General features: G+C 51.0%; 20 protein-coding genes. 11 read left to right on the top strand and 9 right to left on the bottom strand.

The genetic code is table 11. From position 1 onward, the window contains the following. Positions 1–15 precede the first annotated feature (15 nt). From EBA_RS05140 to EBA_RS05125, 4 genes are read left to right on the top strand one after another with little or no spacing between them, the layout of a single operon-like run. The gene (locus tag EBA_RS05140) at positions 16–1515 is read left to right on the top strand and encodes an alginate export family protein (RefSeq protein ID WP_192373658.1); all 1500 of its coding nucleotides are present in this window, start codon (positions 16–18) and stop codon (positions 1513–1515) included. 36 nt (positions 1516–1551) lie between these two features. Continuing rightward, positions 1552–2322, top strand: coding sequence for a molybdate ABC transporter substrate-binding protein (gene modA, locus EBA_RS05135; protein ID WP_192373657.1), 771 nt, complete (start codon positions 1552–1554; stop codon positions 2320–2322). 57 nt (positions 2323–2379) lie between these two features. Continuing rightward, entirely contained in the window at positions 2380–2808 is a 429-nt protein-coding gene (locus EBA_RS05130; RefSeq protein WP_192373656.1) for a TOBE domain-containing protein, read from the top strand. Between the two features lie 57 nt (positions 2809–2865). After that, positions 2866–4047, top strand: a complete 1182-nt coding sequence (locus EBA_RS05125; protein ID WP_192373655.1) for a molybdenum ABC transporter ATP-binding protein — start codon at positions 2866–2868, stop codon at positions 4045–4047. 10 nt (positions 4048–4057) lie between these two features. Here the strand turns inward: EBA_RS05125 and EBA_RS05120 are convergent, their stop codons facing one another. From EBA_RS05120 to EBA_RS05110, 3 genes are all read right to left on the bottom strand, one after another. After that, positions 4058–4825 (bottom strand): HAD family hydrolase, encoded by a 768-nt coding sequence (locus tag EBA_RS05120; RefSeq protein WP_192373654.1) that lies wholly within the window; start codon positions 4823–4825, stop codon positions 4058–4060. A gap of 265 nt (positions 4826–5090) precedes the next feature. Beyond that, positions 5091–6905, bottom strand: a complete 1815-nt coding sequence (locus tag EBA_RS05115) for a S8 family serine peptidase (protein ID WP_225615918.1) — start codon at positions 6903–6905, stop codon at positions 5091–5093. A gap of 293 nt (positions 6906–7198) precedes the next feature. Further along, positions 7199–7924, bottom strand: a complete 726-nt coding sequence (locus EBA_RS05110; RefSeq protein ID WP_192373653.1) for a PEP-CTERM sorting domain-containing protein — start codon at positions 7922–7924, stop codon at positions 7199–7201. Between the two features lie 676 nt (positions 7925–8600). On the opposite strand from EBA_RS05110, the gene EBA_RS05105 reads away from it, so the two are divergent. Further along, a complete protein-coding gene (locus tag EBA_RS05105; RefSeq protein WP_192373652.1) occupies positions 8601–9200 on the top strand; it encodes a RodZ family helix-turn-helix domain-containing protein in 600 nt (199 codons plus the stop codon). A 320-nt stretch (positions 9201–9520) separates the two neighbouring features. Next, the gene (locus EBA_RS05100) at positions 9521–10030 is read left to right on the top strand and encodes a glutathione peroxidase (RefSeq protein WP_192373651.1); all 510 of its coding nucleotides are present in this window, start codon (positions 9521–9523) and stop codon (positions 10028–10030) included. Here EBA_RS05100 and EBA_RS05095 read toward each other — a convergent pair. From EBA_RS05095 to EBA_RS05075, 5 genes are all read right to left on the bottom strand, one after another. Then, on the bottom strand, positions 10020–11201 hold the full coding sequence (locus EBA_RS05095) for a flagella assembly protein FlgT middle domain-containing protein (protein ID WP_192373650.1): 1182 nt from the start codon (positions 11199–11201) through the stop codon (positions 10020–10022). The genes EBA_RS05100 and EBA_RS05095 overlap by 11 nt on opposite strands. After that, positions 11191–11877 carry a hypothetical protein gene (locus EBA_RS05090; RefSeq protein ID WP_192373649.1) on the bottom strand — a complete coding sequence of 229 codons (687 nt, stop codon included), beginning with the start codon at positions 11875–11877 and terminating at the stop codon, positions 11191–11193. The genes EBA_RS05095 and EBA_RS05090 overlap by 11 nt, the downstream gene beginning before the upstream one ends. Positions 11878–11991: 114 nt before the next feature. Beyond that, entirely contained in the window at positions 11992–12333 is a 342-nt protein-coding gene (gene rsfS, locus EBA_RS05085) for a ribosome silencing factor (RefSeq protein ID WP_192373648.1), read from the bottom strand. Beyond that, a complete protein-coding gene (nadD, locus tag EBA_RS05080) occupies positions 12334–12975 on the bottom strand; it encodes a nicotinate-nucleotide adenylyltransferase (protein ID WP_192373647.1) in 642 nt (213 codons plus the stop codon). Further along, positions 12975–14213 carry a glutamate-5-semialdehyde dehydrogenase gene (locus tag EBA_RS05075; RefSeq protein ID WP_225616472.1) on the bottom strand — a complete coding sequence of 413 codons (1239 nt, stop codon included), beginning with the start codon at positions 14211–14213 and terminating at the stop codon, positions 12975–12977. The genes nadD and EBA_RS05075 overlap by 1 nt, the downstream gene beginning before the upstream one ends. A gap of 241 nt (positions 14214–14454) precedes the next feature. Between EBA_RS05075 and EBA_RS05070 the strand changes: the two genes are divergently transcribed. Together EBA_RS05070 and EBA_RS05065 are read left to right on the top strand one after the other, a co-directional pair. Beyond that, the gene (locus EBA_RS05070; RefSeq protein ID WP_192373645.1) at positions 14455–15567 is read left to right on the top strand and encodes an NADH:flavin oxidoreductase/NADH oxidase; all 1113 of its coding nucleotides are present in this window, start codon (positions 14455–14457) and stop codon (positions 15565–15567) included. 217 nt (positions 15568–15784) lie between these two features. Further along, complete coding sequence (locus EBA_RS05065) at positions 15785–17002, top strand: MFS transporter (RefSeq protein ID WP_192373644.1); 1218 nt, start codon at positions 15785–15787, stop codon at positions 17000–17002. 7 nt (positions 17003–17009) lie between these two features. Here EBA_RS05065 and EBA_RS05060 read toward each other — a convergent pair whose 3' ends face one another. After that, entirely contained in the window at positions 17010–17153 is a 144-nt protein-coding gene (locus tag EBA_RS05060) for a hypothetical protein (RefSeq protein WP_192373643.1), read from the bottom strand. A 224-nt stretch (positions 17154–17377) separates the two neighbouring features. Between EBA_RS05060 and EBA_RS05055 the strand changes: the two genes are divergently transcribed. The 3 genes from EBA_RS05055 (at position 17378) to EBA_RS05045 (ending at position 21221) form a co-directional block, all read left to right on the top strand. After that, a complete protein-coding gene (locus EBA_RS05055) occupies positions 17378–18547 on the top strand; it encodes an FIST signal transduction protein (protein WP_192373642.1) in 1170 nt (389 codons plus the stop codon). After that, positions 18537–20399 (top strand): putative bifunctional diguanylate cyclase/phosphodiesterase, encoded by a 1863-nt coding sequence (locus EBA_RS05050; protein ID WP_192373641.1) that lies wholly within the window; start codon positions 18537–18539, stop codon positions 20397–20399. The genes EBA_RS05055 and EBA_RS05050 overlap by 11 nt, the downstream gene beginning before the upstream one ends. A 312-nt stretch (positions 20400–20711) precedes the next feature. Next, a complete protein-coding gene (locus EBA_RS05045; RefSeq protein ID WP_192373640.1) occupies positions 20712–21221 on the top strand; it encodes a sigma-70 family RNA polymerase sigma factor in 510 nt (169 codons plus the stop codon). Positions 21222–21226: the final 5 nt, after the last annotated feature.

Below are 21226 nucleotides of genomic sequence, written 5' to 3'. Positions count from 1 at the left end.
GATTTGGTCATAACCATGCGAAAAAACAACTTAAGATCAGCCGGCGTTAAACGCGTATTCGGTGCCATGGCCGCCACCGGCTTTTATTTGATTGGCACCCCTATACAAGCCGCAGAAGTCAAAACCTACAGCAAGCCGTCCATGGCCGCATTTTCCAGTCAGATGCAAGATGCCCTGCTGGGCAACGACAAATACGAAAAGCCGGTCTGGAATCTGCACGACGCGCTACATCTTCCCAAATGGCTGGATGCATCTGTAGAGCAACGGACTCGTTACGAAAATATGGACGGCAACTTCAAAGCCAACGGCCGGGGCGGTGATCAGCAAATTGCCTTGCAAACTGCGCTATGGCTGCAAGCGCACATCGCTAAATTCAGAATCGGCGCAGAATTTCTCGATGCGCGCGCTTTAGGTGCTGATAGTGGTTCCGGCGTAAATAACACCCACTCCGATGAAGCGGATTTTCTGCAAGGTTACCTGGCCTGGGCAGACCAAAACCTGTTTTACAGCGGTATCGGCGCTGAAATTGTGGCCGGGCGGCAAACTCTAAACTTGGGCAGTCGCCGCTTAGTTGCCCGTAACGCGATGCGCAACGATATCAACAGTTTTACCGGGATCAAGTTGAGGCTGCTGGGCTACGATTCTTGGCAATTTACCGGCTTTGTAACAATGCCGGTCAACCGCTATCCAACCGCCGCAGCCGATATTCTTAACGAGGTCCACGAATTCGACGAAGAAGACACCCACACCTGGTTTTCCGGCGGCTTTCTCGAGCTATATAACGTGGCTTGGGGCGTCAATAGCGATATTTATCTGTATCATCTCGACGAAGGCGACAGTATCCGCAATCCTACCCGCAACCGCCGCTATTTCACACCCGGCGTGCGATTTTACCTGAAACCCAAAAAAGCCAATTTCGACTTTCAAACCGAAACCATAGGCCAACTTGGTACCGTCCGCTCAACCACTGCTGCCAATAACGGCCGCGATCTGAACCACGCTGCCTGGTACCAGCATGCCGATGTCGGCTACACCTTCGATATACCTTGGTCACCGCGTTTTGCGTTTGAATACGACTACGCCAGCGGCGACAACAATCCCAACGATAACGAAGATCAGCGCTTCGACACCTTGTATGGCGCGCGGCGTTTCGAGTTTGGCGCCACCGGCATTTACGGTGGGTTCGCCCGCGCCAACATCAACACCCCCGGCTACCGCATCACTGCCGCGCCACGCAACGATGTGCAGCTTGGCCTGAGTCACCGTTTTTATTGGCTAGCATCCAAAAAAGACAGCTGGACCGCCGCCGGTTTGCAAGATACCAGTGGCCGCAGCGGTGATTTTGTCGGTCAACAATTGGAACTGACTGCGCGTTGGGATTTCAATAGCAGCCTGAACTTCGAAACCGGCTGGGCGCATTTGTTCAAGGGCGAATTTGCTAAAAGAGCGCCATCGGCACCAACTGTTAAAGACGACGTCGATTATGTTTACGTGCAGAGCCAATTACGCTTTTAACGGCTACCGATCAGTTTATTATTAAGGAGAAATACCATGGCGTTTATCGCTTTAAACCGGATTATTTTGACCCTATCGCTGGCCGCACTGAGCGCGATAGCACAAGCCGAAACCACCTTGGTGGCGGTGGCGGCTAACTTTACCAAACCCATGACCGAGATCGCCGAGGCGTTCGAAAAAGCCAGCGGCCATAGTGCCAAGCTGTCATTCGGCTCGTCCGGTAAATTCGTCGCCCAATTTGAGAACGGTGCGCCGTTTGAGGTGTTTCTGTCGGCCGATGACAAAAGCCCACTGAAACTGGAGCAATCAGGTTTGGCCGTGACCGGCACCCGCTTTACTTATGCCATCGGTAAATTGGTACTCTGGTCCGGCAACCCAAGTTATGTGGACGAGCAAGGCCAAATTCTCAGCAAAGGAGACTTCAAGCATTTGGCTCTGGCTGATCCGAAATTGGCACCTTACGGCGCGGCAGCGGTGGAAGTCCTGAAAAACCAAGGTTTATTGGAAAAACTGCAACCCTTATTCGTACAAGGCGAAAACATCGCCCAAACTCATCAATTCATCAGTACCGGCAACGCCGAGCTGGGTTTTGTGGCTTTGTCGCAAGTGATCGAGAACGGCAAAATTGGCTCGGGCTCCGGTTGGATCGTCCCGAAAAACCTGCATAGCCCCATTCTGCAAGACGCTGTACTGCTGAAAACCGGCGCCGAAAACCCGGCAGCTCAAGCTTTGCTGGCGTTTCTAAAATCACCGCCGGCATTGGCGATCATCGAAAAATACGGTTATGCCTTACCGGCTGTAAATTAATTTTCCGTTCAATACCGTTATGATACGGACTCCCCCCACAATTCACTAGGAATTACTATGAAAACAAGTGCACGTAACCAATTTTCCGGCACCGTCAATCAAGTCATCATCGGTGCCGTCAACGCCGAGGTGCATGTTGGCTTAAAAGGCGGCGAAACCATCGTCGCCTCGATCACTAAGGACTCCGTTGAAAACTTGGCAATCGAAACCGGTAAGAAAGTCATCGCGCTGGTCAAAGCACCACAAGTGATCGTCGTCACCGATTTTGGCGGTTATCGGATTTCCGCCCGCAACCAGCTGGAAGGCACAATAACTGACGTCAAGCCCGGCGCGGTCAACACCGAAGTGGATATTGCCCTGCCCGGTGGCGACAAAATAGCGGCTACCGTCACAAACGATAGCGTGGAAACCCTGGGGCTGCGCAAAGGCCAAACCGCCACAGCGGTATTCAAGGCCGGCGCGGTGATCCTCGGCGTGCAAGGCTAATTAGAGTGTTCGACCCGGCCAAGTAGGCCGGGTTGGCTTTAACCACCGGAGGTGGTCATGCTGCTGGAAATGAATGTCAAACTGCGTCGCGGTCATTTCGACCTCAGTACGCAATTATCGGTGGGCGACATCAGCGTCGGCCTGTTCGGGCAATCCGGCGCCGGCAAAAGCACATTGCTGGGGTTGATCGCCGGTACCATCCAGCCGCAAAGCGGGCATATTGCGCTGGACGGCAAAATCTTGTTCGACAGCCGCAAAGGTATTGTGATGCCGCGCGAACAACGACCGATAGGCGCGGTATTGCAGATCGATTGCGCCGACGCCACCGAAACCGTGCGCGACAATCTAACTGCCGCCTATTACCGAACCCTCAAGCAGCGCCGACTGTTCAAACCGGACCATTTAATCAATTTATTGGAGTTGGGCACCAACCTGGATCAGCCTATCGAACGGCTCTCGGTTGGCGAACGTCAGCGCGTGGCGCTCGCCCGTTCCCTGCTGAAGTCGCCAAAACTCTTGTTATTGGATGAGACCTTTGCCGCTATCGGCCATGGTTACCGCTCGCAACTACTGCCGATTTTGAAACGCCTGCAAGACGAATTCGGCTTGCCGGTACTGTATGCCAGCCAGTCGCTGGGTGAAATTCTGGAATTGACTGACCAGTTGATCGTGCTGGAACACGGCCAGGTGCTGCGCAGCGGTTCCTTGCGCGAAGTAGCTAAACAACAAGGTATCTTGCGTTATCTCGGTATCCGCCAGATCGACAATATCCTGCCAGTCAGCATACGCAGTCACGACTACCAGGCGGGTTGCAGTATGGGGGACAGTTTCGGTCTGCCGTTGGCACTGCCGCTACGCCCGCAGTTTGCAATTGGCAGCCAAAGCCAGGTATCGATTCGTGCCAACGACATTGCGCTGTCGCGGGCTTATATCGATGGCATATCCATTCAAAATCAGCTCAAGGGCCGGATCTGCGCGATCATCCCCAGCGGCGAAAGCCTGATTGTGCAAGTCGATTGTGGTGGGACCTTATTGGTGGAAATTACGCCAGGTGCCTGTCAGAGTATGGCTTTGCGGGAAGGCGACGTAGTGTATTGCCTGATTAAAACTCACGCCATCGTCTATCTGGCCGAACTGGACACCCTACCTTACCAACGCATTGTCAGCCACGGCGACGGCTACTATTATTTGAACAATGCCGGCGTCGACACCAACAGTGTTTTGGAATACCGCTACTGAATTCGGCGGCTTATACGACACCCAAACTGTCGCTGAGAAAAGTCTCTAACTGCTGCAGCACAATTGCTTGCCCCGCTGCTGCGGAGTGGTCTGCGGCAAGGTTGTAACCCCATAGCGCAAAGAATAATTTCACATCGGCCAACTCCGGGTGTTTTTGCACACCCTCCAGAGCAGGCAGGCGATCCTCAATGAAGTAAATCGGTTGACCCGGATGCTGGGCTTTCAAACCTTTCAGGACTTCCGGCTTGCTGAGCTTGCGGTCCATCCCGAAAATCCGTTCTCCAGCCAATTCGATGTTGTTGGCACCGAGGATTTCCTTTACGAAGCGCTCTTGCTTGGTGGTAATCACACACCACAAATGCCTCTGTCCCAATCGACGCAGTTTTTCAGCAACACCCGGATATAAGGGATTCTTGGCTATCCACTCGGCACGGTCACAGGCAATCCAATTGTCGCGGGTCTCACCGAACAGTTTTTTCAAATCGTCGACGCTTAAATGTATTTCGTCCAGCATCCTTTGAACTTTTGCGGCGTAGTTGGCGTAAATAGCGGCAGTACTCTTGCCCAGATACATTAGCCGGATAATCAGAATCGCTTCGTAGCCGGTTTCGATAATCGGCCGCACCTCGCGAAATTGTTCAACGATAGCGTGTGGCGCAACGTCCGGCATATCGTGCCAAATAGTAGTGCCGGCTTTCCAGCCGGTGATCGCGGTTTCAATCGCACTGTCGCAAATCACACCGTCAAAATCCAGCGTATAAATAATAGAGTCGTTCATTGATATAGGGAGAATCGGGGTCAGGAACAGTGGCTATTGTAACGGATGACACGGCGGATAATCTTGATTGCGTCGCAAAACCTTGCAGTACGACTAGTCTCAATGATAGGCATCGAATCGCGAATAGACGTGCCGGAGTTGATTGATGCGTGTGCTTGCTCTGTATGGCAACGTGTTCGATAACAAGACAGGGGCAGAAACGCCCCTGTCTTGATTAGACTCATAACGCCGCCAACAAAACTGTTAGCAGCTTTTTATACGAAAGCTACTTACTTACTTGAATGCTCGCGGCACCCGTTTTATTGGAGGTATCGGTGGCAATCGCTTGGATAGAATGACTGCCAGTAGCCACTTTTTTGACATTCCAGCTATAACTCAAGGTTTTGCTCGTCGTAGACGACACCAATTTGCTGTCGATATAGAGCTGTACTTTAGCGATTGCAATATCGTCATTAGCAGCAGCAGAAATATTCACTACACTCCCACTCAGTTTTGCACCATTCGTTGGGTTAGAAATAGCCACGGTTGGAGGTGCTTGATCGGTTATTACAGTCGTTTGATTTTGCACACTCACCGTCACTACGGTTGATGAGCCCTGATTCCCAGATGAATCAGTAGCTACCGCTGTTAAATTGATATTGCCGTTTGCCACACTCGTTGAATCCCAGCTAAATGTGTAAGGCGCTGTGCCATCTGTTCCCACCAATTTACCGCCCACGTAAAACGAAACCTGACTAACCGCCACATTATCGCTAGCGTTCACAGCGACCGAGGTCAATCCACTTACCACAGATCCGGCACCAGGTGATGATATGGCAGCCATAGGTGCCAAAGTATCTTTAGCCACTGTATTGAGAGCCAATTGCACCGCTGCGTTAGCATTGATACGGCCATAACCATAGTTTGGATCAAAATTAACGCCAGATACTTTATCTGCAGAATTCTTTAATACTTTTTCCACATCCGCAGCGACCAAATTGGGATTCGCAGCTTGAATCAGCGCGACGACACCTGCAGTTACAGGACTAGAAAACGAAGTCCCGTTCCAATTGGCATACCCACCACCTCTTAAAAGCGTGGCGATAGAAGTGCCAGGCGCCGCGACATCAATAAACGCTCCGTAGTCAGACCAACTGGCTTTAACATCATTACCATCTGTAGCGGACACAGAAATCATGTAAGGATTATCTACATAGCCGGGGTCTACACCATCATTAGCGCCCGCGACAACCACTAATCCACCTTTGGAATTCATATACTGCGCTGCGGATGACACGGCCGAACTACCGCTCACCCCGTAACTGATATTCGCGACATCGGCCCCATTATCTGCTGCCCAACTCAAGCCACGTGCTATATCGCTCCAATAAGCGTATCCCGTGGAATCGTTGGTAATCCTTACTGGCATCACTTTGGCATTCCAGGCTACACCGGCAACCCCCACAGCGTTATCGGTGACAGCTGCTGCTGTACCAGCAACAGCTGTACCATGACCATTAATGTCAGTGGTATCAGAGCCGCCGTCCACAGCATTCCAGCCCGGAATCATATGATTCACCAAATCCGGATGCAAACCATCAACGCCGCTATCCAATACAGCTATCGTAATGCCATCAGCTTTGGAAACATCCCATGCGCCAGGCATTTGAATTTTTGCTAAATGCCACGCGCCGGCAAAGTTTGGATCATTGGGGGTAGTCGTACTCATTGGCTGAGCCATATCCAGCTCCGCGAACTCGATATGGGGATTTTTTGATAGAGCCCGCACCACCGCTTCTTCCGCTTGCTCAGGAACGCTAACGACATGAACCGGCAAATTACCGATTCTTTCGCTACTTTTACCTTGATTACCACGCAGAATTTTCTCAAATTCCGCATCGGACAGACCTGCATTGGGCTTAACTAAAATTTGCCCCGGCTTCCAGGTTTTAGCGACGTTACCAGCAGACGCAGGCAACTGTTGCATATCCTGATTTATTTGCAAAATTTCTTGTTCGCGCAAATATCTGTCAAGATAAATGATCGCAGGCACTGCCAGAAGTGCAACGCCTAAGCTTAGGTATAAATTTTTTTTGTTCATAGCTGTTCCCCTGGTTTTATTTTAAATATTCAATTCTCAAAAACCTCATCCCTAGCTTTTTGCCTTGAGGCTTTCAGACGTCAGCTGATTTTTTATCTTAAATTCAGTTGCTGAATCAGCTTTCTGTTTGGAAAAAAGTCTAAAAAAAATGGGTAGCCATTACTGTGACGTTGCTTTCATAATCACAATCGCAAAAATGGGATAACCCATATTGATCAATCTATAAAACAATTAGTGGATAAAAAAAACGCCGGTTTAACCGGCGTTTTTAAGCATGTAAAAAAACCAGACAATCAGGCTTTAGCTTTACGAGATAAGCCCATACCCAACAATCCCATGCCTAACAAAGCCACAACACTCGGTTCCGGCACACTACCTTGACCGCCACCGCCACCATCACGTGTGTAGTTACCTACCAGGAAGCCACTATCAGAACAGCCGGCGCAACCAACAGTACTCAGTGACTGCAAATGAGCGCCTAATTGACCTGCAGGTAAAGCTGCTTCCGAACTTTGCAATGCCGCTGCAGTATAGAAGTCATCTAAAGTCCAATTGCGGCTCAAGGTTGCAGTAAACAACAAATTCACGGCATTGGTTACATTCGCAGCATTTACTTGCGGTCCCGGTTGTTCAACTGGATCGAGCGCTTGAAACGAAAAAGTAGGAACGAAATTTCCACCGCCAGCGACTGTTGCCGGGGTTTGAATCTCCCAACCAGTTGGGTTGTATCCCCCAAAAGCTACACTTGCAACATTGACCGAGGACCCCAGGTTGAAATAAAACTCGTCAAGCTTTGCATTTGGATGCAGAGGCGAATTAATGTCCACTGTCCAACTGGCTACGTTGTTAACGACACTGATTCCCACGTTGATGAATAAATTATCCGGATTAGTAGTTCTCGGATCGCCTGTTAAGCTACCCGTTACGTTGAAAGACGCTGCTTGCGCAACTGCTCCAAAAATAGCTGTTGACGATAATAACCCCGCCAAAAGCATGTGTTTAATAATGTTGTTTTTCATAGCTCCCCCTAAAATAAAATTTCCGTACAACCTTTGAATGGTTTCTTTGGTTGAGTTTTCGTAAGAAAAACCACGAAACCATAAAAAAATGAAGGCAAATAAAAGGCCAAAACAAAATTTACATTAAAAAACATAATCTTGACAATGACATGCCATCTCAAAACAATCCAAAACAAAGGGAGCTGTAAATTTTTACGTCAGCATTTGATTACAACTATTACATTTCTATTAATAGCCAACCTCAACACGAAACCAATAAAATACGAATATTATCATTAAGTTGTCTACATTTATGTCAGCCACAGCTCCGCCAAATCCAAAATATAGAGACTCTTGCAAGGCAAAATCCCTTTACCATGTGGTCAAATGCTTACAGAACCATCTAAAAGTCCATTGATCCGGTAATTCGTCATTTTTGATTGTAAAAAAAACTGACAATCGCAAAACTCTAAGGCTACTGCCTATCTACCCACCGGAAACATCGACCGCATACCCCTCTCACATTACTCCATGCATCAACTATTTCAACGATCTATGGTATAAAGCGCTGCGATTTAATCGCATCGCTACCACCATTCTGCGGAATGTAAGTACTGAAAACTAAAACCTAAAAAGCCAATCGGTAACGCACAGGTGTTACTCAATTGGATTAATAACCGTATTCGGGGGACAAGTCATGATAGAACTTCTAATAATTGTAGGACTGGCAGTGTTGAGTTGGCTAGCCTGGAAAGGCAAGCTCAAACCTTTAATCAAGATGCTCGACAACAATCACGCATCGCCTTCCCAACAAGTAACGTCAAGTACTGCGGTTACGGATTCGCAAACAAATGCACCGGGCACAACCCCGACGCCTATGCCGGAACCGATTGCCGAACCCGCACCACAAGCTTCAATCGCAACTTCCGTTGTCGAAGAACCGGTAGCTCCGCTTACAGTGGAATCCACGGCCATCAATCCACCCGAAGACTCCGTATTAAAACGCCATTATCTAACTGGCTTGCAAGCAGAAAAAGACGCCATTAGCAATCCCTATCCAACCGATTCCGTGCTGCGCCGTCACCACGAAACCTTGGATAAAATTGCAACGGCCCGGCAAGAAAGTAGCGCTAAAGCAGATCTTCCTGAAGATTCGATAGTACAGACCCTCGACCAGGATCAGTTACGCAGCGAGATTGAAGCTGAACTACCCGCTCCACCTACCGATTCTGTCTTGAAACGCCACTACGACAGTTTGCTACAAGCCAAACTACAAGAAGGGCTATCCGCACAATAAGTGTTTAGAAATCACCGGCGATTTCTAAACACTGCCTGTACAGTCAAGCAACTATGGGCCCGGTCGGCCCGCAAGAGAATAACCGAGGCCCCATATTTTGCATGATATTGAAGCTCATCAAGCCTAAAACCGTTCCAAATGCCAAACGGCGCGAATAGCGTGTCTTCTGTCAAAATAATATTTTTGACAATTTCATGAACGAAGGTAAGCTCGGGTGAAATTCGCCTATCCGTCTTGAGCAGGGTACCGATACTTCAAGAAAAGCGCCTGTAACGGGTGCTCTATGAACGCAAATAATGCCATAACGGACCATAATCAGTATGAATGACATATACCAATTCTCGGCCACTAACATTAACGGCGAAACTGTATCTTTAGAAGATTATCGCGGCAAAGTGCTGCTAATCGTCAACACGGCCAGTCAGTGCGGTTTCACGCCACAATTCCGTGGATTGGAAGCCTTATATCAGACCTACAAAAGCCGCGGACTGGTGATTCTGGGGTTTCCGTGCAATCAATTTGGTCAGCAGGAGCCCGGCGACAGCCAAGAAATCGCCAGTTTTTGCGAGCTTAACTATGGCGTCAGTTTCCCGATGTTCGAAAAAATCGATGTCAACGGTAACAACGCTCACCCGCTCTTTGAGTATTTGAAAACCGCTGCGCCGGGGATTTTGGGTTTTAATGCGATTAAATGGAATTTCAGCAAATTTCTGGTCGGCCGAGATGGCAAGGTTTTCAAACGCTATGCGTCGATAGATACCCCAGCCGGCATGAGCAAGGACATCGAGCGTTTGCTTGGTTTGAGTGATGCGCCCGTCATCAAGGCGTAGCGAAACTTTTCACCCAGTCGCCCGGCCTTACCGTCCCGCTAACAGCCGTTGAATCCAAAGTACCCGCCGCAGTAGTCGCACTAACGTCGGTGATCGTCAAGATACCTTGCGATTCCCCCAAGCCCGCTCCCGCTGCACCACCGGCTGACGCAGAATAAATCATCAACTTATCGCCGATTTTGATTTTATCCTGGGCGCCAGCTGCAATCACGATCCGATTGTTGCCAGCCTGTATTACTCTAGTGGTAAAAGGATAGCAGCCGAATAGTTTATGAATGTCTTCGCTGGCTTGATGGATAATCTCGCTGATGGTATGCCCGGCCGGCGTATCATTGAAACGCTCGCTGCCAACGGTATATCCGTTGGGTAACGATACATCGCCAACAATCGATTCGGTGTAACGGTGTTGAAATAACAGCGCGCCACTGAATCCGTCGTGAACATATACATCAATCCCAACACTGCGTCGGCCAACGAAATCCCGGACCATGGATTTTAAATCCGCCAACGCGCCGCTACCGCGCACATATTCGGTAGACTCCACCCGAAAATCCCGAATCACACCGGACAACACAAACTGAGCATTCTGCTGTTTGGCGATATTCTGAATAACCGCTTCGCCGGTGCTCTCGGCAAAACGTATCTCCGGCGCCGTATCGGGGCGACTATACAACGAGATATTGGTCAAATTACGGCCGATAAAATCGCCGGTTTCCATCAAGTGGTTATTAATTTCTCTGGGGATGCCGCTATATAAATCCTGGCTTTCGGTCCCACTGATTTGATCGGAATTCATGACTGGAAAGCCGGTGGCGACGATTTTCTTCCGATACGGCGAACCGCAACGCTGCTTGTCGGACAACACGGCCAGCACTTGTACATGATAGAAATCAGCATCCTGCCATTCGTCGACCACCTTAATGTCGCTGACCAACATCGCTGAACTATTGTTGCGCTTAAGTTGCAGGGAGGCATTACTCACCGCCACGTCAATAGCGGCACGACGGGCTTCTTCAATACCACCACCCACTATTGGCGCACTGCCTTGCACACTAAGCTGCTGGCCGGATACTGCCACGCCATTTTCGTCGCCGCTCCTCTTACTGTTGCCGCTGCTGCATGCAACCAAGGAAGCGATCATTACCACGGTTAGCAAGTTTTTATAAGGCACTATAAAATCCGTTGATCAACAAATACTGAAATATCGTCCGCAAGCCGGTATTGGCAATCCATTCCACATCGTAAAGGCCGGCATCCAGCAAAGTATCGTCCACGACGTTAGGCTTTTTGGAAAAGCCAGACACGTAATATTGATCGCTACAATCGCGTGCCCCGCAAGCCAAGTTAGCCGATGTCACCGTTGCCGTTTTATAGCCCAGTCTGGTAAATGCCAGCTTGTTATCCTCCTGCAGACACTGACCAGCCAAAGCAGTATCGCCAGACATGCAACGGTAAAAACGTGGACTAAGATGCAATTCCAAAGTCGTTTTTAAACTGTCTCTGACCGTCCGATAGTCGGCAGCGCGCGCTTCGCGCAAGTAACTATCCAGGTAAACCCGGTAGACCTCGTCACGCATCACCTGAGTGCCGACAGTAGTTTGATTGCCCAATTTTTCTTGATACAGCAAATCCGCCAAACCGCGATAGGCATCCAGTTTTGCAGCTTGTTGCGCCTGTAACCAGCGTTGATTGACCGCCAGTTTACCGCTATCATCGAAACGACTGTAGCCCGTGGCGCGCAGCGTTTTTCCGGCAGACGGCACTTCGGCACTTTTACCGCCCACGGACGCGCAACCCGTCATGGCTAACACCATCAACATCAAACAGATTGATTTAAACGCTTTCATGACCACTCCTCCTACTCGCCTAAGTCATCGACTACTTAGGTGTTTTCTTGAGGGCGGATGACAAATTCTGCCCTTGGGCCGCTTGAAATTTCTTTCGGCAATTCGCGGGAAAAACTAACTATGCGTCTTATCGCCGGCCACTGACCAAAGTTTTTCCAGCTGATACAGTTCGCGGGCTTGACCGGTCATCACATGCACGATCACATCGCCCAAATCCAACAAAATCCAATCGGAACTTTGATCGCCTTCCATACCCAGCGGCTGCTGCCCCTGCTCCTTGACCTTTTCCATCACATAATCGCACAGCGATTTGGCATGCCGAGACGAGGTACCGGTGGCGATGACCATATAATCGGTAATACTGGTTTTGCCGCGCACATCGATAGTCTTGATGTTAAGGCCTTTGCGGTCGTCGAGCTCGGTTTCGACCAGCTTAAGTAATGCTTCTGTTTGCATTCAATTTCCTGTGTGATGAATGAGGGGTTGATAGAGATGATGCCTTCGAATCAATTCGATGACCCGGTCAGGCAGTAAATATTGTGGATCGCGTCCGGCCGCCACCAGTTCGCGAATAGCGGTAGCGGAAATCGCCAGCGCGGTGACTTCCTGGAAGGTTAACAGTCCGGCCATCTGCCGGCTTAATTGAGCTCGGTCTTCGGCGATTCGCTGCTGCAAAAACGCCGATAACGCCAATTCGGCATAACCGGGGCGGGTCATCACCACGATGTGCGCATAATCTAATAAGCGCTGCCATTGGTGCCAGCGCTCCAAACCTGCAAAGGCATCGGCGCCGATAAACAACAGCAAGGGCGTATTGCCTATTTCGTTGCGTAAGGAATGCAGCGTATCCACCATATACGATGGCCCCGCCCTATCCAGCTCGCGCCGATCAACGCTAAAGCCGTGCGTATCGGTGACGGCGGCTTCCAGCATTTGCAAGCGTATATGCGCCGGCACTTCAGGTTCCTCACGGTGTGGCGGAAACCGGCATGGAATCAAACGCAGCTGTTCCAATTCGAACAGCTCTTTCACTTCCAGCGCGGTGCGCAAATGGCCGTAATGGACCGGATTAAACGTGCCGCCGTAAACTCCAATCATTATTGGCGGATATGCCCGTCGCCCAACACGATGAATTTCAACGAGGTTAAACCATGTAACCCGACCGGGCCGCGCGCGTGCAGCTTGTCGGTACTAATGCCAATCTCCGCACCCAAACCGTATTCAAAACCGTCAGCAAACCGAGTCGAGGCGTTGACCATCACCGAGCTGGAATCCACTTCCCGCAAAAAGCGCCGCGCCAAGGTGTAATCCTCGGTGACAATGGCCTCGGTATGCGCGGAGCTGTAGGTATTGATATGCGCTATCGCCTCGTCGATGTCGGCAACGATCCTGATCGATAAAATCGGCGCCAGATATTCAGTATGCCAGTCTTCTTCGGTAGCCCGTACGGCGCTTTTGATCAAGGAACAGGTTTTCAAGCAACCGCGTAGTTCCACGCTTTTTGCCGCGTATTGCTCGGCCAGAATTGGCAACACCGACGCGGCAATACTTTCCGCCACCAACAAGGTTTCCATGGCATTACAAACGCCGTAGCGATGGGTTTTCGCGTTCATCGCAATTGCCACCGCTTTGTCGAGGTCGGCTTTGCCATCGATATAGACATGGCAAATGCCGTCCAGATGCTTGATCACCGGGATGGTCGCTTCGCCGCTGATGCGTGCGATCAAACTTTTGCCGCCACGCGGCACGATCACATCCACATAATCTTTCAACGTAATCAACTCACCGACCGCCGCTCTATCGGTGGTTTCCACCACTTGCACAGCCTGCTGCGGCAAACCAGCAGCGGCCAAACCGCTAGCGATACACACCGCAATGGCTCGATTAGAGTGAATCGATTCGGAACCGCCGCGCAAAATACAGGCATTACCCGACTTCAAGCACAAAGCCGCCGCATCGACAGTCACATTGGGACGCGATTCGTAAATAATGCCGATCACACCTAAGGGCACCCGCATTTGTCCAACCTGAATACCGCTGGGCTGATAGTTAAGATTGGTAATTTCTCCGACCGGATCGGGTAAGGCCGCAACCTGTTTCAGACCTTCTATCATGGCTTGGATACGGGCCGGCGTCAGCTCCAGACGATCCAACGATGCCGGATCCATACCGTTCTGTTTACCAGCATCCAAGTCTTTGCGATTTTCGCTGGCTATCTCGGCACTACCTGCGGCGATAGCCTCGGCAATTTTCAATAAAGCGCTATTTTTTCGTCCGCTCTCGGCCTTGCTGATCTCGCGGCCGGCTGCTCTGGCCTGTTGACCCAATTGCTGCATGTACTGTTTGACGTCCACAATTATCGACCCGATGAATTGGAAAAGCCGGCATTATAGCAAGCTGGGCTAACTTACAGCGAAAACAGCAATTAACGCCGTCGTTCCAAGCGATTTACCTTCATCTTCCGCCTCGTTGCAACTTCGAGTTCATCCGCATTAACCCGGCAATTGCCAAGCGCGAATTGACCTCGTAGACTGCATCTCAACAGTTGAGACCCACCCATTCCCTAAGGACATCTGTATGAGTCAGCTTTTTTCTCCGTATTTCATCGGTTCGGTGACGCTGCCCAACCGCATCGTCATTGCGCCGATGTGTCAATATTCGGCGGTTAACGGCGAAGCCAACGACTGGCATTTAATGCATCTGGGCAATTTGGCAATGTCCGGCGCCGGTTTATTGATTATCGAGGCCACGGCGGTGGAACCGGCAGGCCGGATTTCCCCGGCCGATCTTGGCTTGTGGTCGGACGCTACCGAAGGGGCGCTAGCCAGAGTTTTGCAGGCGATACGCCAATACTCAGCCATGCCTATCGCCATTCAATTGGCGCACGCCGGCCGCAAGGCCTCCACCACCGCTCCTTGGGATGGTGGCGGCTTGGTCGATGCCGAGCACGGCGGCTGGCCCACGGTTGCCCCCTCGGCACTAGCCTTTATGCCGGACGACCCGGCACCGACCGCACTGGATGCAGCCGGTTTGCAACGCATCCTGCAAGCTTTCGTTTCCGCCGCACAACGCGCACATAAATTGGGTATCGATGCTATCGAGATACACGCCGCCCATGGCTATTTGCTGCACCAATTTCTCTCGCCCTTATCGAATCAGCGTAAGGACCAATACGGCGGCTCTCTGGAAAACCGTATGCGCTTCCCGCTGGCGGTGTTCGAGGCGATGCGAGCAGCAGTGCCGGCCGAAATGCCAATCGGCGTGCGCATATCAGCAACCGACTGGGTGGATGCCGGCTGGGATTTAGCGCAAAGCGTGGCGTTTTCTCAGGCCTTACAAGCGTGCGGCTGTGCATTTATCCATGTCTCCAGCGGCGGCCTGTCGCCACTGCAAAAAATCCCGGTTGGTCCTAACTACCAAGTGCCGCTAGCGGCAAGCATTCGGGCGGAAACCGGCCTGCCCACCATCGCGGTCGGTTTGATCACCGAAGCCGAGGATGCTGAAGCCATCATCGCCGACGGCAAGGCCGATATGGTGGGCTTGGCGCGCGGCATACTCTACGATCCGCGCTGGCCCTGGCGTGCCGCCGCCAAACTGGGCGCGCAAGTCGAAGCGCCGCCGCAATACTGGCGCTGCCAACCGCGCGAGCAAAAGGCTTTATTTGGCGATATTCGCTTTCGCCAGCGCTAAGCGTATCGTTGTTAAGGAACCTCTGATTAATTCAGTTTTCAAGAAAAGCCAATGCACAAGTCATTGATTTAATTAGTCATGAAATTCATGCCAACGAATTAATCAGAGGTTCCTTAAATAACCGGCTTGCCTAATACTAATAACAGAGTCAATCGCCAGTAACACATACACCCTTACCCTGCAGCCACCAACTGTCGCATTGCGACTATGGACATTCATGCATTTTTTAAGTAATTCAAACCCGGCTTTTCTAAAACTGTTAACTTTTCGCGTATTGATCGTATTGGCCTATCAAATCGTGGCGATTGTAGTGGGATGGCATATCTACGAAATCACCCACGACACGCTGGCGCTGGGCTTAATCGGTCTGGCCGAAGTCATCCCGTATTTTTGCAGCGCACTCTTCGCCGGTTATGCTGTCGATCATTATTCGCGGCGCTGGTTTGCAATCCTGGCTTGTTTACTGTTGGCTCTTAACGCGTTGACACTGACTGCCGTGGCAGCGCAATGGATTCCCGGCAGTCCGCTGTTATTGATTTACGGCTCCGTAGCGGTGACCGGCGTGGCGCGGGCTTTTATCGGCCCATCTTATAGCGCGCTATTCGCGTTGGTATTGCAACGCGAGAATTATGCGCGAGCAGCCGGCTTAGGCAGTTCTGTGTTTCAGTTCAGTTTGGTGGCCGGCCCGGCAATCGGTGGGATTTTAGTCGGCTGGGCAGGCAAAACGACGGCTTACGGCATCGCCGGCGGTTTGTGTGTACTAGCAGCACTGGCTTTGCTGTCGTTGCGCATCAAGGAACCGCCGGCGGCGGAAAGCGCGCCCATATTCACCAGTATTGCCGAAGGCTTGCGCTTTGTGTTCGGCAACCAGATCATTCTCGGCGCCCAGTCGCTGGATATGTTTGCGGTGTTGTTCGGCGGCGCGGTTGCCATGCTACCGGCTTTCATTCACGACATATTTCATTACGGCCCGGAAGGACTGGGGATTTTACGCGCCGCGCCGGCCGTAGGCGCCGTCATCACTGGGTTATTCCTGGCCAGGTATCCGCTTAACAAGCACGCCGGACGCTGGCTACTGCTTGCCGTGGCCGGGTTTGGCCTGTGCATGATCGGCTTTGCGGTTTCGACCAACTTTTGGGTAGCGGGCCTGGCTTTGCTGGTGTCCGGCATTTGCGACGGTGTATCGGTGGTCATGCGCACCACCATTATGCAATTGGCCACGCCGGACGCCATGCGCGGCCGAGTAGCGGCCATTAACGGCATTTTCATCGGCTCGTCAAACGAACTCGGCGCCTTTGAATCCGGGCTTGCTGCAAGCGTCTTGGGCTTAGTGCCTTCGGTACTGTTCGGCGGCGGCATGACGTTGCTGGTGGTCGCGGTAACCGCCAAACTGGCGCCCAAATTACGCCGCTTGGAACTCAGCCAGCTGCAATAACACTACCTTATTCCGACTTCTTGCCGCGCAACATAAAAAAACCGGCGGCAACGGTGCCGACCGCCAACAACAACATCAAAATTGGATGCTGGTAAAACATGTCGAAAAAAGCGCCTGTGCTTTGCGATGTGCCACGATAATACGGTCCCATAATGCCCCCTGTTTTTAGATTTATCCACCCAGATTCCGCCGGCGAATCCGCGAAAACAGCTCGGCCTGCAATTTACCCTGAGAATCGGCGATGTCCAGGCTTTTAAAGAATGATAGTGCGCCAGCAATCACGTTAAATACGTCATATCCAGTAAGAATGCGAAGAGCTTTTTGCTTTTTCCCTTATGATCTGTATGCTTTCCAAAAAAGCTAAGGAGACACCAAATGAACCGGGAAAGTTGTGTGTATTTCCCCAACGTCGATCTATCGACAATCGAAAGCCTGCTTTTGTCTTGGCGCTTGTCATTCCCGGAAATGGGCGTTCTGGCCTTGCTACCGGAATCGGAAAAACTCTCAGTCGCCAATCTACAGGCGCTATGCAACCGCCTTGGTCTGCCAGTTTGTGGTGCAATTTTTCCGCAGTTGATCTACGACACGTCTTTTAAACAAGCGGGAATTTGCCTGTTACGTTTCGATTCCATGCCTTACGCCACTATTTTTACCGGTGTTGCCCCGGACTCAGCCGGAGCGGAACAAGTGGCGGAGGCGATTACCACCGAGATCGTTACCCATCTGGACGACGACACGCCGGCCACGCTGTTTTTGATGCTGGACGCGATGCTACCCAACATTAGTACCTTGTTGGACGAACTTTATTTGCGTCTGGCCAACCGCGTTCACTATGCAGGGGTCAATGCCGGCAGCGAAACCTTTCAACCCATGCCCTGCCTTTTCGATAATACCCACACGGTTGGCAACGCCATTTTGCTCATACTGCTAAAACCGCATCACGGTGCTATTTTGGAGCATGGCTATCAACACGAAATGCACTCACTGCCTGCCACATCGACCGATCGGAATCGCATTATCAACATAGATTGGCGGCCCGCATTCGAGGTATATCAAGAATTGGTACAAACTAGATTCGGTGTGAACATAACCAGGGACAATTTTTACGAATACGCCGTGCATTTCCCGTTCGGCATCCTCAGGGCCAACCACTGCACCTTGGTGCGTATCCCGGTGATGCTGGATGATGAAAATGCACTGTATTGCATAGGTGAGGTGCCCGCCCACTCGATGCTAACCCTGCTGGATGCTCCGCAAGTCAACTCGGTAAGCACCGTGGAGACCTTGCAACAAGGCTTGACACAACTGAACGGTCAGCTAACCGACAAAACCCTGCTGCTGTTTTATTGTGCCGGTCGTCGGCTACACCTGGGGGATGCGCGCGCCACTGAAGAATTGCACTTATTTAAGCAATTGAGCCAGGCGTCTTCGGTGGCTGGCGGCCTCGCGCTGGGAGAAATCGGCGATACCACTTTATGGGGTTATCCCTTGTTTCATAACGCAACATTAGTGTCCACGGTTTGGCCAAATTCCCATGAAACATGACGATGTAATTCCCATTCTTTATGAGTTGGCGATTACCATTGGTAGCGAGGTCAGTTTAGCGCCATTATTGACTCGAACACTCCAACGCTTTTTATATTTCACCTCATTTCCGGTTGGTCTGATCTGTCTGGACTTACCTTCGGCACAAGATGATGACGGCGCCTATTTATCCGTCAAAATGAACACCGCCATCGGCGATTACAAACTCATCCGGCATATCGGCGAGCAGGTCAGATTGCCCCAATCGCTGCTTTTGGGCGCAGCGGCCAGAGAAGACAATCAGGCGTCTTTGTTGGCCAGTTTGCCCGGCACGAAAACCACTTATCGCGCATTTCTGCGCTTGCCAATCGGCAAAATCGGCGTTGTTATTCTAGTAGCGCCGGTGATGCCGGATACCAACTTGCCGCTCACCCGCATGTTCGATCCCATCATGGCACATCTGGCAAGGGCGATAATGCTTTGCCGCCACCATGATCAATATACATCGCAATTGATCGAGGATAGACAGCAAGCGGATAAACGCGCCGATTTTCTAGCATTGCACGATGCCTTAACAGGCCTGCCGAATCGCGCGTTGCTACTGGACCGTGTCGAACAGACCATGGCAATAGCCACGCATAGCGGACAATATGGCGCCTTGCTGACCTTAAATGTCGATCATTTCAAGCAACTGAACGATATATACGGCTACGAAACCTGCGATAAAATTCTGATTGAAACAGCACGAAGACTGGAGCGGTGTATTCGTGAGGGAGACACTGTGGCGCGATTTGGCGGTGACGAGTTCATGCTGCTAATCTGGCCGCTACCCACCTCGCCCAAAAATGCGGCAATTCAAGCGGAAATGATCGCGCAAAAAGTGCAAGAAACGTTGCTTGTCCCGTTTCAACTGGATTCGCGTGGTCTGCTGGCGACTTTTAGTATCGGCATCAGCCTATTCCGCGCTCATGGCGAGAATATAGAAAGTTTGCTGAAAAATGCTGAAACCTCGGTATATCAAGCCAAAACCGCAGGCCGCAATACCATCCGTTTTTTCGATCCGAGCATCCAGGCCGACATCATGGAACGACTGGAATTGGAAACGGATTTACTCAACGCCATAGACCGCGATGAACTTGAACTTTACTATCAAGTTCAAGTTAACGATCAAACCCAAGCCACGGGTGCCGAGGCGCTGCTGCGCTGGCACCATCCCAACCGGGGTATGATTTCGCCGGCGATATTCATCCCACTGGCCGAAGAAACAGGCTACATCGTCAAACTCGGAGATTGGGTGCTGCGTTCAGCATGCCGGCAACTTCAAACTTGGCAACGTGATCCTACCCTGTCTCGCCTACAACTGGCGGTGAATGTCAGCGCTATCCAATTTCAGCAAGCTGACTTCACCCAAAAAGTCTGTGGCTTATTATCGGGACACGACGGTATTTCATGCATGCTGAAAATCGAACTGACCGAAAGCGTATTGTTGGATCATGCTGAGGATTCCATCCAAAAAATTCAGGCGCTGAAAAGTTTGGGCATCCAATTCTCGATGGACGATTTCGGCACAGGCTACTCGTCATTGGCTTATATAAAACGGCTGCCGCTCGATCAACTCAAAATCGATCAAAGCTTCGTCCGCGATATTGCTACCGACCCTAACGCCGCGGTAATTACCAGAACAATTATCGCCATGGCACAAACGCTGGGATTGGAAGTGATTGCCGAAGGCGTAGAAAACCAAGACCAACTAACACTTCTAAAACGCTTCGGTTGCCACCACTTTCAAGGCTACCTCATAAGCCGACCACTACCGCTTCAGGCGTTTGAAACCTTGATTTGTCAGGATACTGTGCTGTTGCCGTCACTTTAACTCCGACTCGCAATGCATTCAGTTAGCCGCCATTCAGTCAGAGTCGCCCAACAACTGTCTGCATAATTCAGCCGTTTCACACAATCAGAAGCAAAAATACGGCATATCACACAACTCATCTTCCGGATTTGGATATTAGTCCGGCAATCATAGGGGCGTAAGCCAGCCAAAGCTAAAATATAACAACATGATATTAATAAATTTTTTCCAATAAACATGCCTACCGGAAAATGGAATCCGGCCAATAAGGAGTAATTCTTGCTTGTGACTTGAATTTGGAATCAATATAAGCCGGTGAAGCAAGGTTTAAGTATGAACACGGGGTTGACAGGCCACGATGAACGGGGGCTGACCCAGCTATATCACGAGCACCACCCCTGGCTGCTGCAATGGCTGGAAAAACGGGTGCAGGACCGCCTACAGGCGGAAGATCACGCCCAAGACACGTTTTTGCGCGTCATCACGGCTAAGGAAACGCCAAACCTGAACGAACCCCGCGCTTACCTGACCACCATCGCCAAACGCCTGCTGAGCAATCACTGGCGGCGCAACAGCATCGAACAAGCTTACTTGGCACGACTCGCAGCCTATCCCGAGGAGAGTGTCATTTCGGCGGAGGATAGCGCCATCGTTCTCGAAGTCTTGCGGGAAATCGACGAATTACTCAATCAACTACCGGCAAAAGTGCGCAAGGCCTTTTTGTTGGCGCAACTCGACGACCTCACTTATGCCGAAATTGCTCGGCAATTGGGCGTTAGTGACCGGATGGTCAGAAAATACATGGCGCAAGCCATGTTTCAGTGCCTGAGCGCCGGCTATTAAACGCC

Origin of the sequence: Methylomonas albis, from assembly GCF_014850955.1 — a bacterium.
Classification (GTDB): domain Bacteria; phylum Pseudomonadota; class Gammaproteobacteria; order Methylococcales; family Methylomonadaceae; genus Methylomonas; species Methylomonas albis.
Note: the sequence above shows the minus strand (reverse complement) of the source record. Positions and strands in the feature narration are given on the sequence as shown.

Coding starts and splice junctions, on each gene's coding strand:
- EBA_RS05140 (WP_192373658.1), top strand. CDS start 16: ATGCGAAAAAACAACTTAAGATCAGCCGGCGTTAAACGCGTATTCGGT.
- modA (WP_192373657.1), top strand. CDS start 1,552: ATGGCGTTTATCGCTTTAAACCGGATTATTTTGACCCTATCGCTGGCC.
- EBA_RS05130 (WP_192373656.1), top strand. CDS start 2,380: ATGAAAACAAGTGCACGTAACCAATTTTCCGGCACCGTCAATCAAGTC.
- EBA_RS05125 (WP_192373655.1), top strand. CDS start 2,866: ATGCTGCTGGAAATGAATGTCAAACTGCGTCGCGGTCATTTCGACCTC.
- EBA_RS05120 (WP_192373654.1), bottom strand. CDS start 4,825: ATGAACGACTCTATTATTTATACGCTGGATTTTGACGGTGTGATTTGC.
- EBA_RS05115 (WP_225615918.1), bottom strand. CDS start 6,905: ATGAACAAAAAAAATTTATACCTAAGCTTAGGCGTTGCACTTCTGGCA.
- EBA_RS05110 (WP_192373653.1), bottom strand. CDS start 7,924: ATGAAAAACAACATTATTAAACACATGCTTTTGGCGGGGTTATTATCG.
- EBA_RS05105 (WP_192373652.1), top strand. CDS start 8,601: ATGATAGAACTTCTAATAATTGTAGGACTGGCAGTGTTGAGTTGGCTA.
- EBA_RS05100 (WP_192373651.1), top strand. CDS start 9,521: ATGAATGACATATACCAATTCTCGGCCACTAACATTAACGGCGAAACT.
- EBA_RS05090 (WP_192373649.1), bottom strand. CDS start 11,877: ATGAAAGCGTTTAAATCAATCTGTTTGATGTTGATGGTGTTAGCCATG.
- rsfS (WP_192373648.1), bottom strand. CDS start 12,333: ATGCAAACAGAAGCATTACTTAAGCTGGTCGAAACCGAGCTCGACGAC.
- nadD (WP_192373647.1), bottom strand. CDS start 12,975: ATGATTGGAGTTTACGGCGGCACGTTTAATCCGGTCCATTACGGCCAT.
- EBA_RS05075 (WP_225616472.1), bottom strand. CDS start 14,213: ATGCAGCAATTGGGTCAACAGGCCAGAGCAGCCGGCCGCGAGATCAGC.
- EBA_RS05070 (WP_192373645.1), top strand. CDS start 14,455: ATGAGTCAGCTTTTTTCTCCGTATTTCATCGGTTCGGTGACGCTGCCC.
- EBA_RS05065 (WP_192373644.1), top strand. CDS start 15,785: ATGCATTTTTTAAGTAATTCAAACCCGGCTTTTCTAAAACTGTTAACT.
- EBA_RS05060 (WP_192373643.1), bottom strand. CDS start 17,153: ATGGGACCGTATTATCGTGGCACATCGCAAAGCACAGGCGCTTTTTTC.
- EBA_RS05055 (WP_192373642.1), top strand. CDS start 17,378: ATGAACCGGGAAAGTTGTGTGTATTTCCCCAACGTCGATCTATCGACA.
- EBA_RS05050 (WP_192373641.1), top strand. CDS start 18,537: ATGAAACATGACGATGTAATTCCCATTCTTTATGAGTTGGCGATTACC.
- EBA_RS05045 (WP_192373640.1), top strand. CDS start 20,712: ATGAACACGGGGTTGACAGGCCACGATGAACGGGGGCTGACCCAGCTA.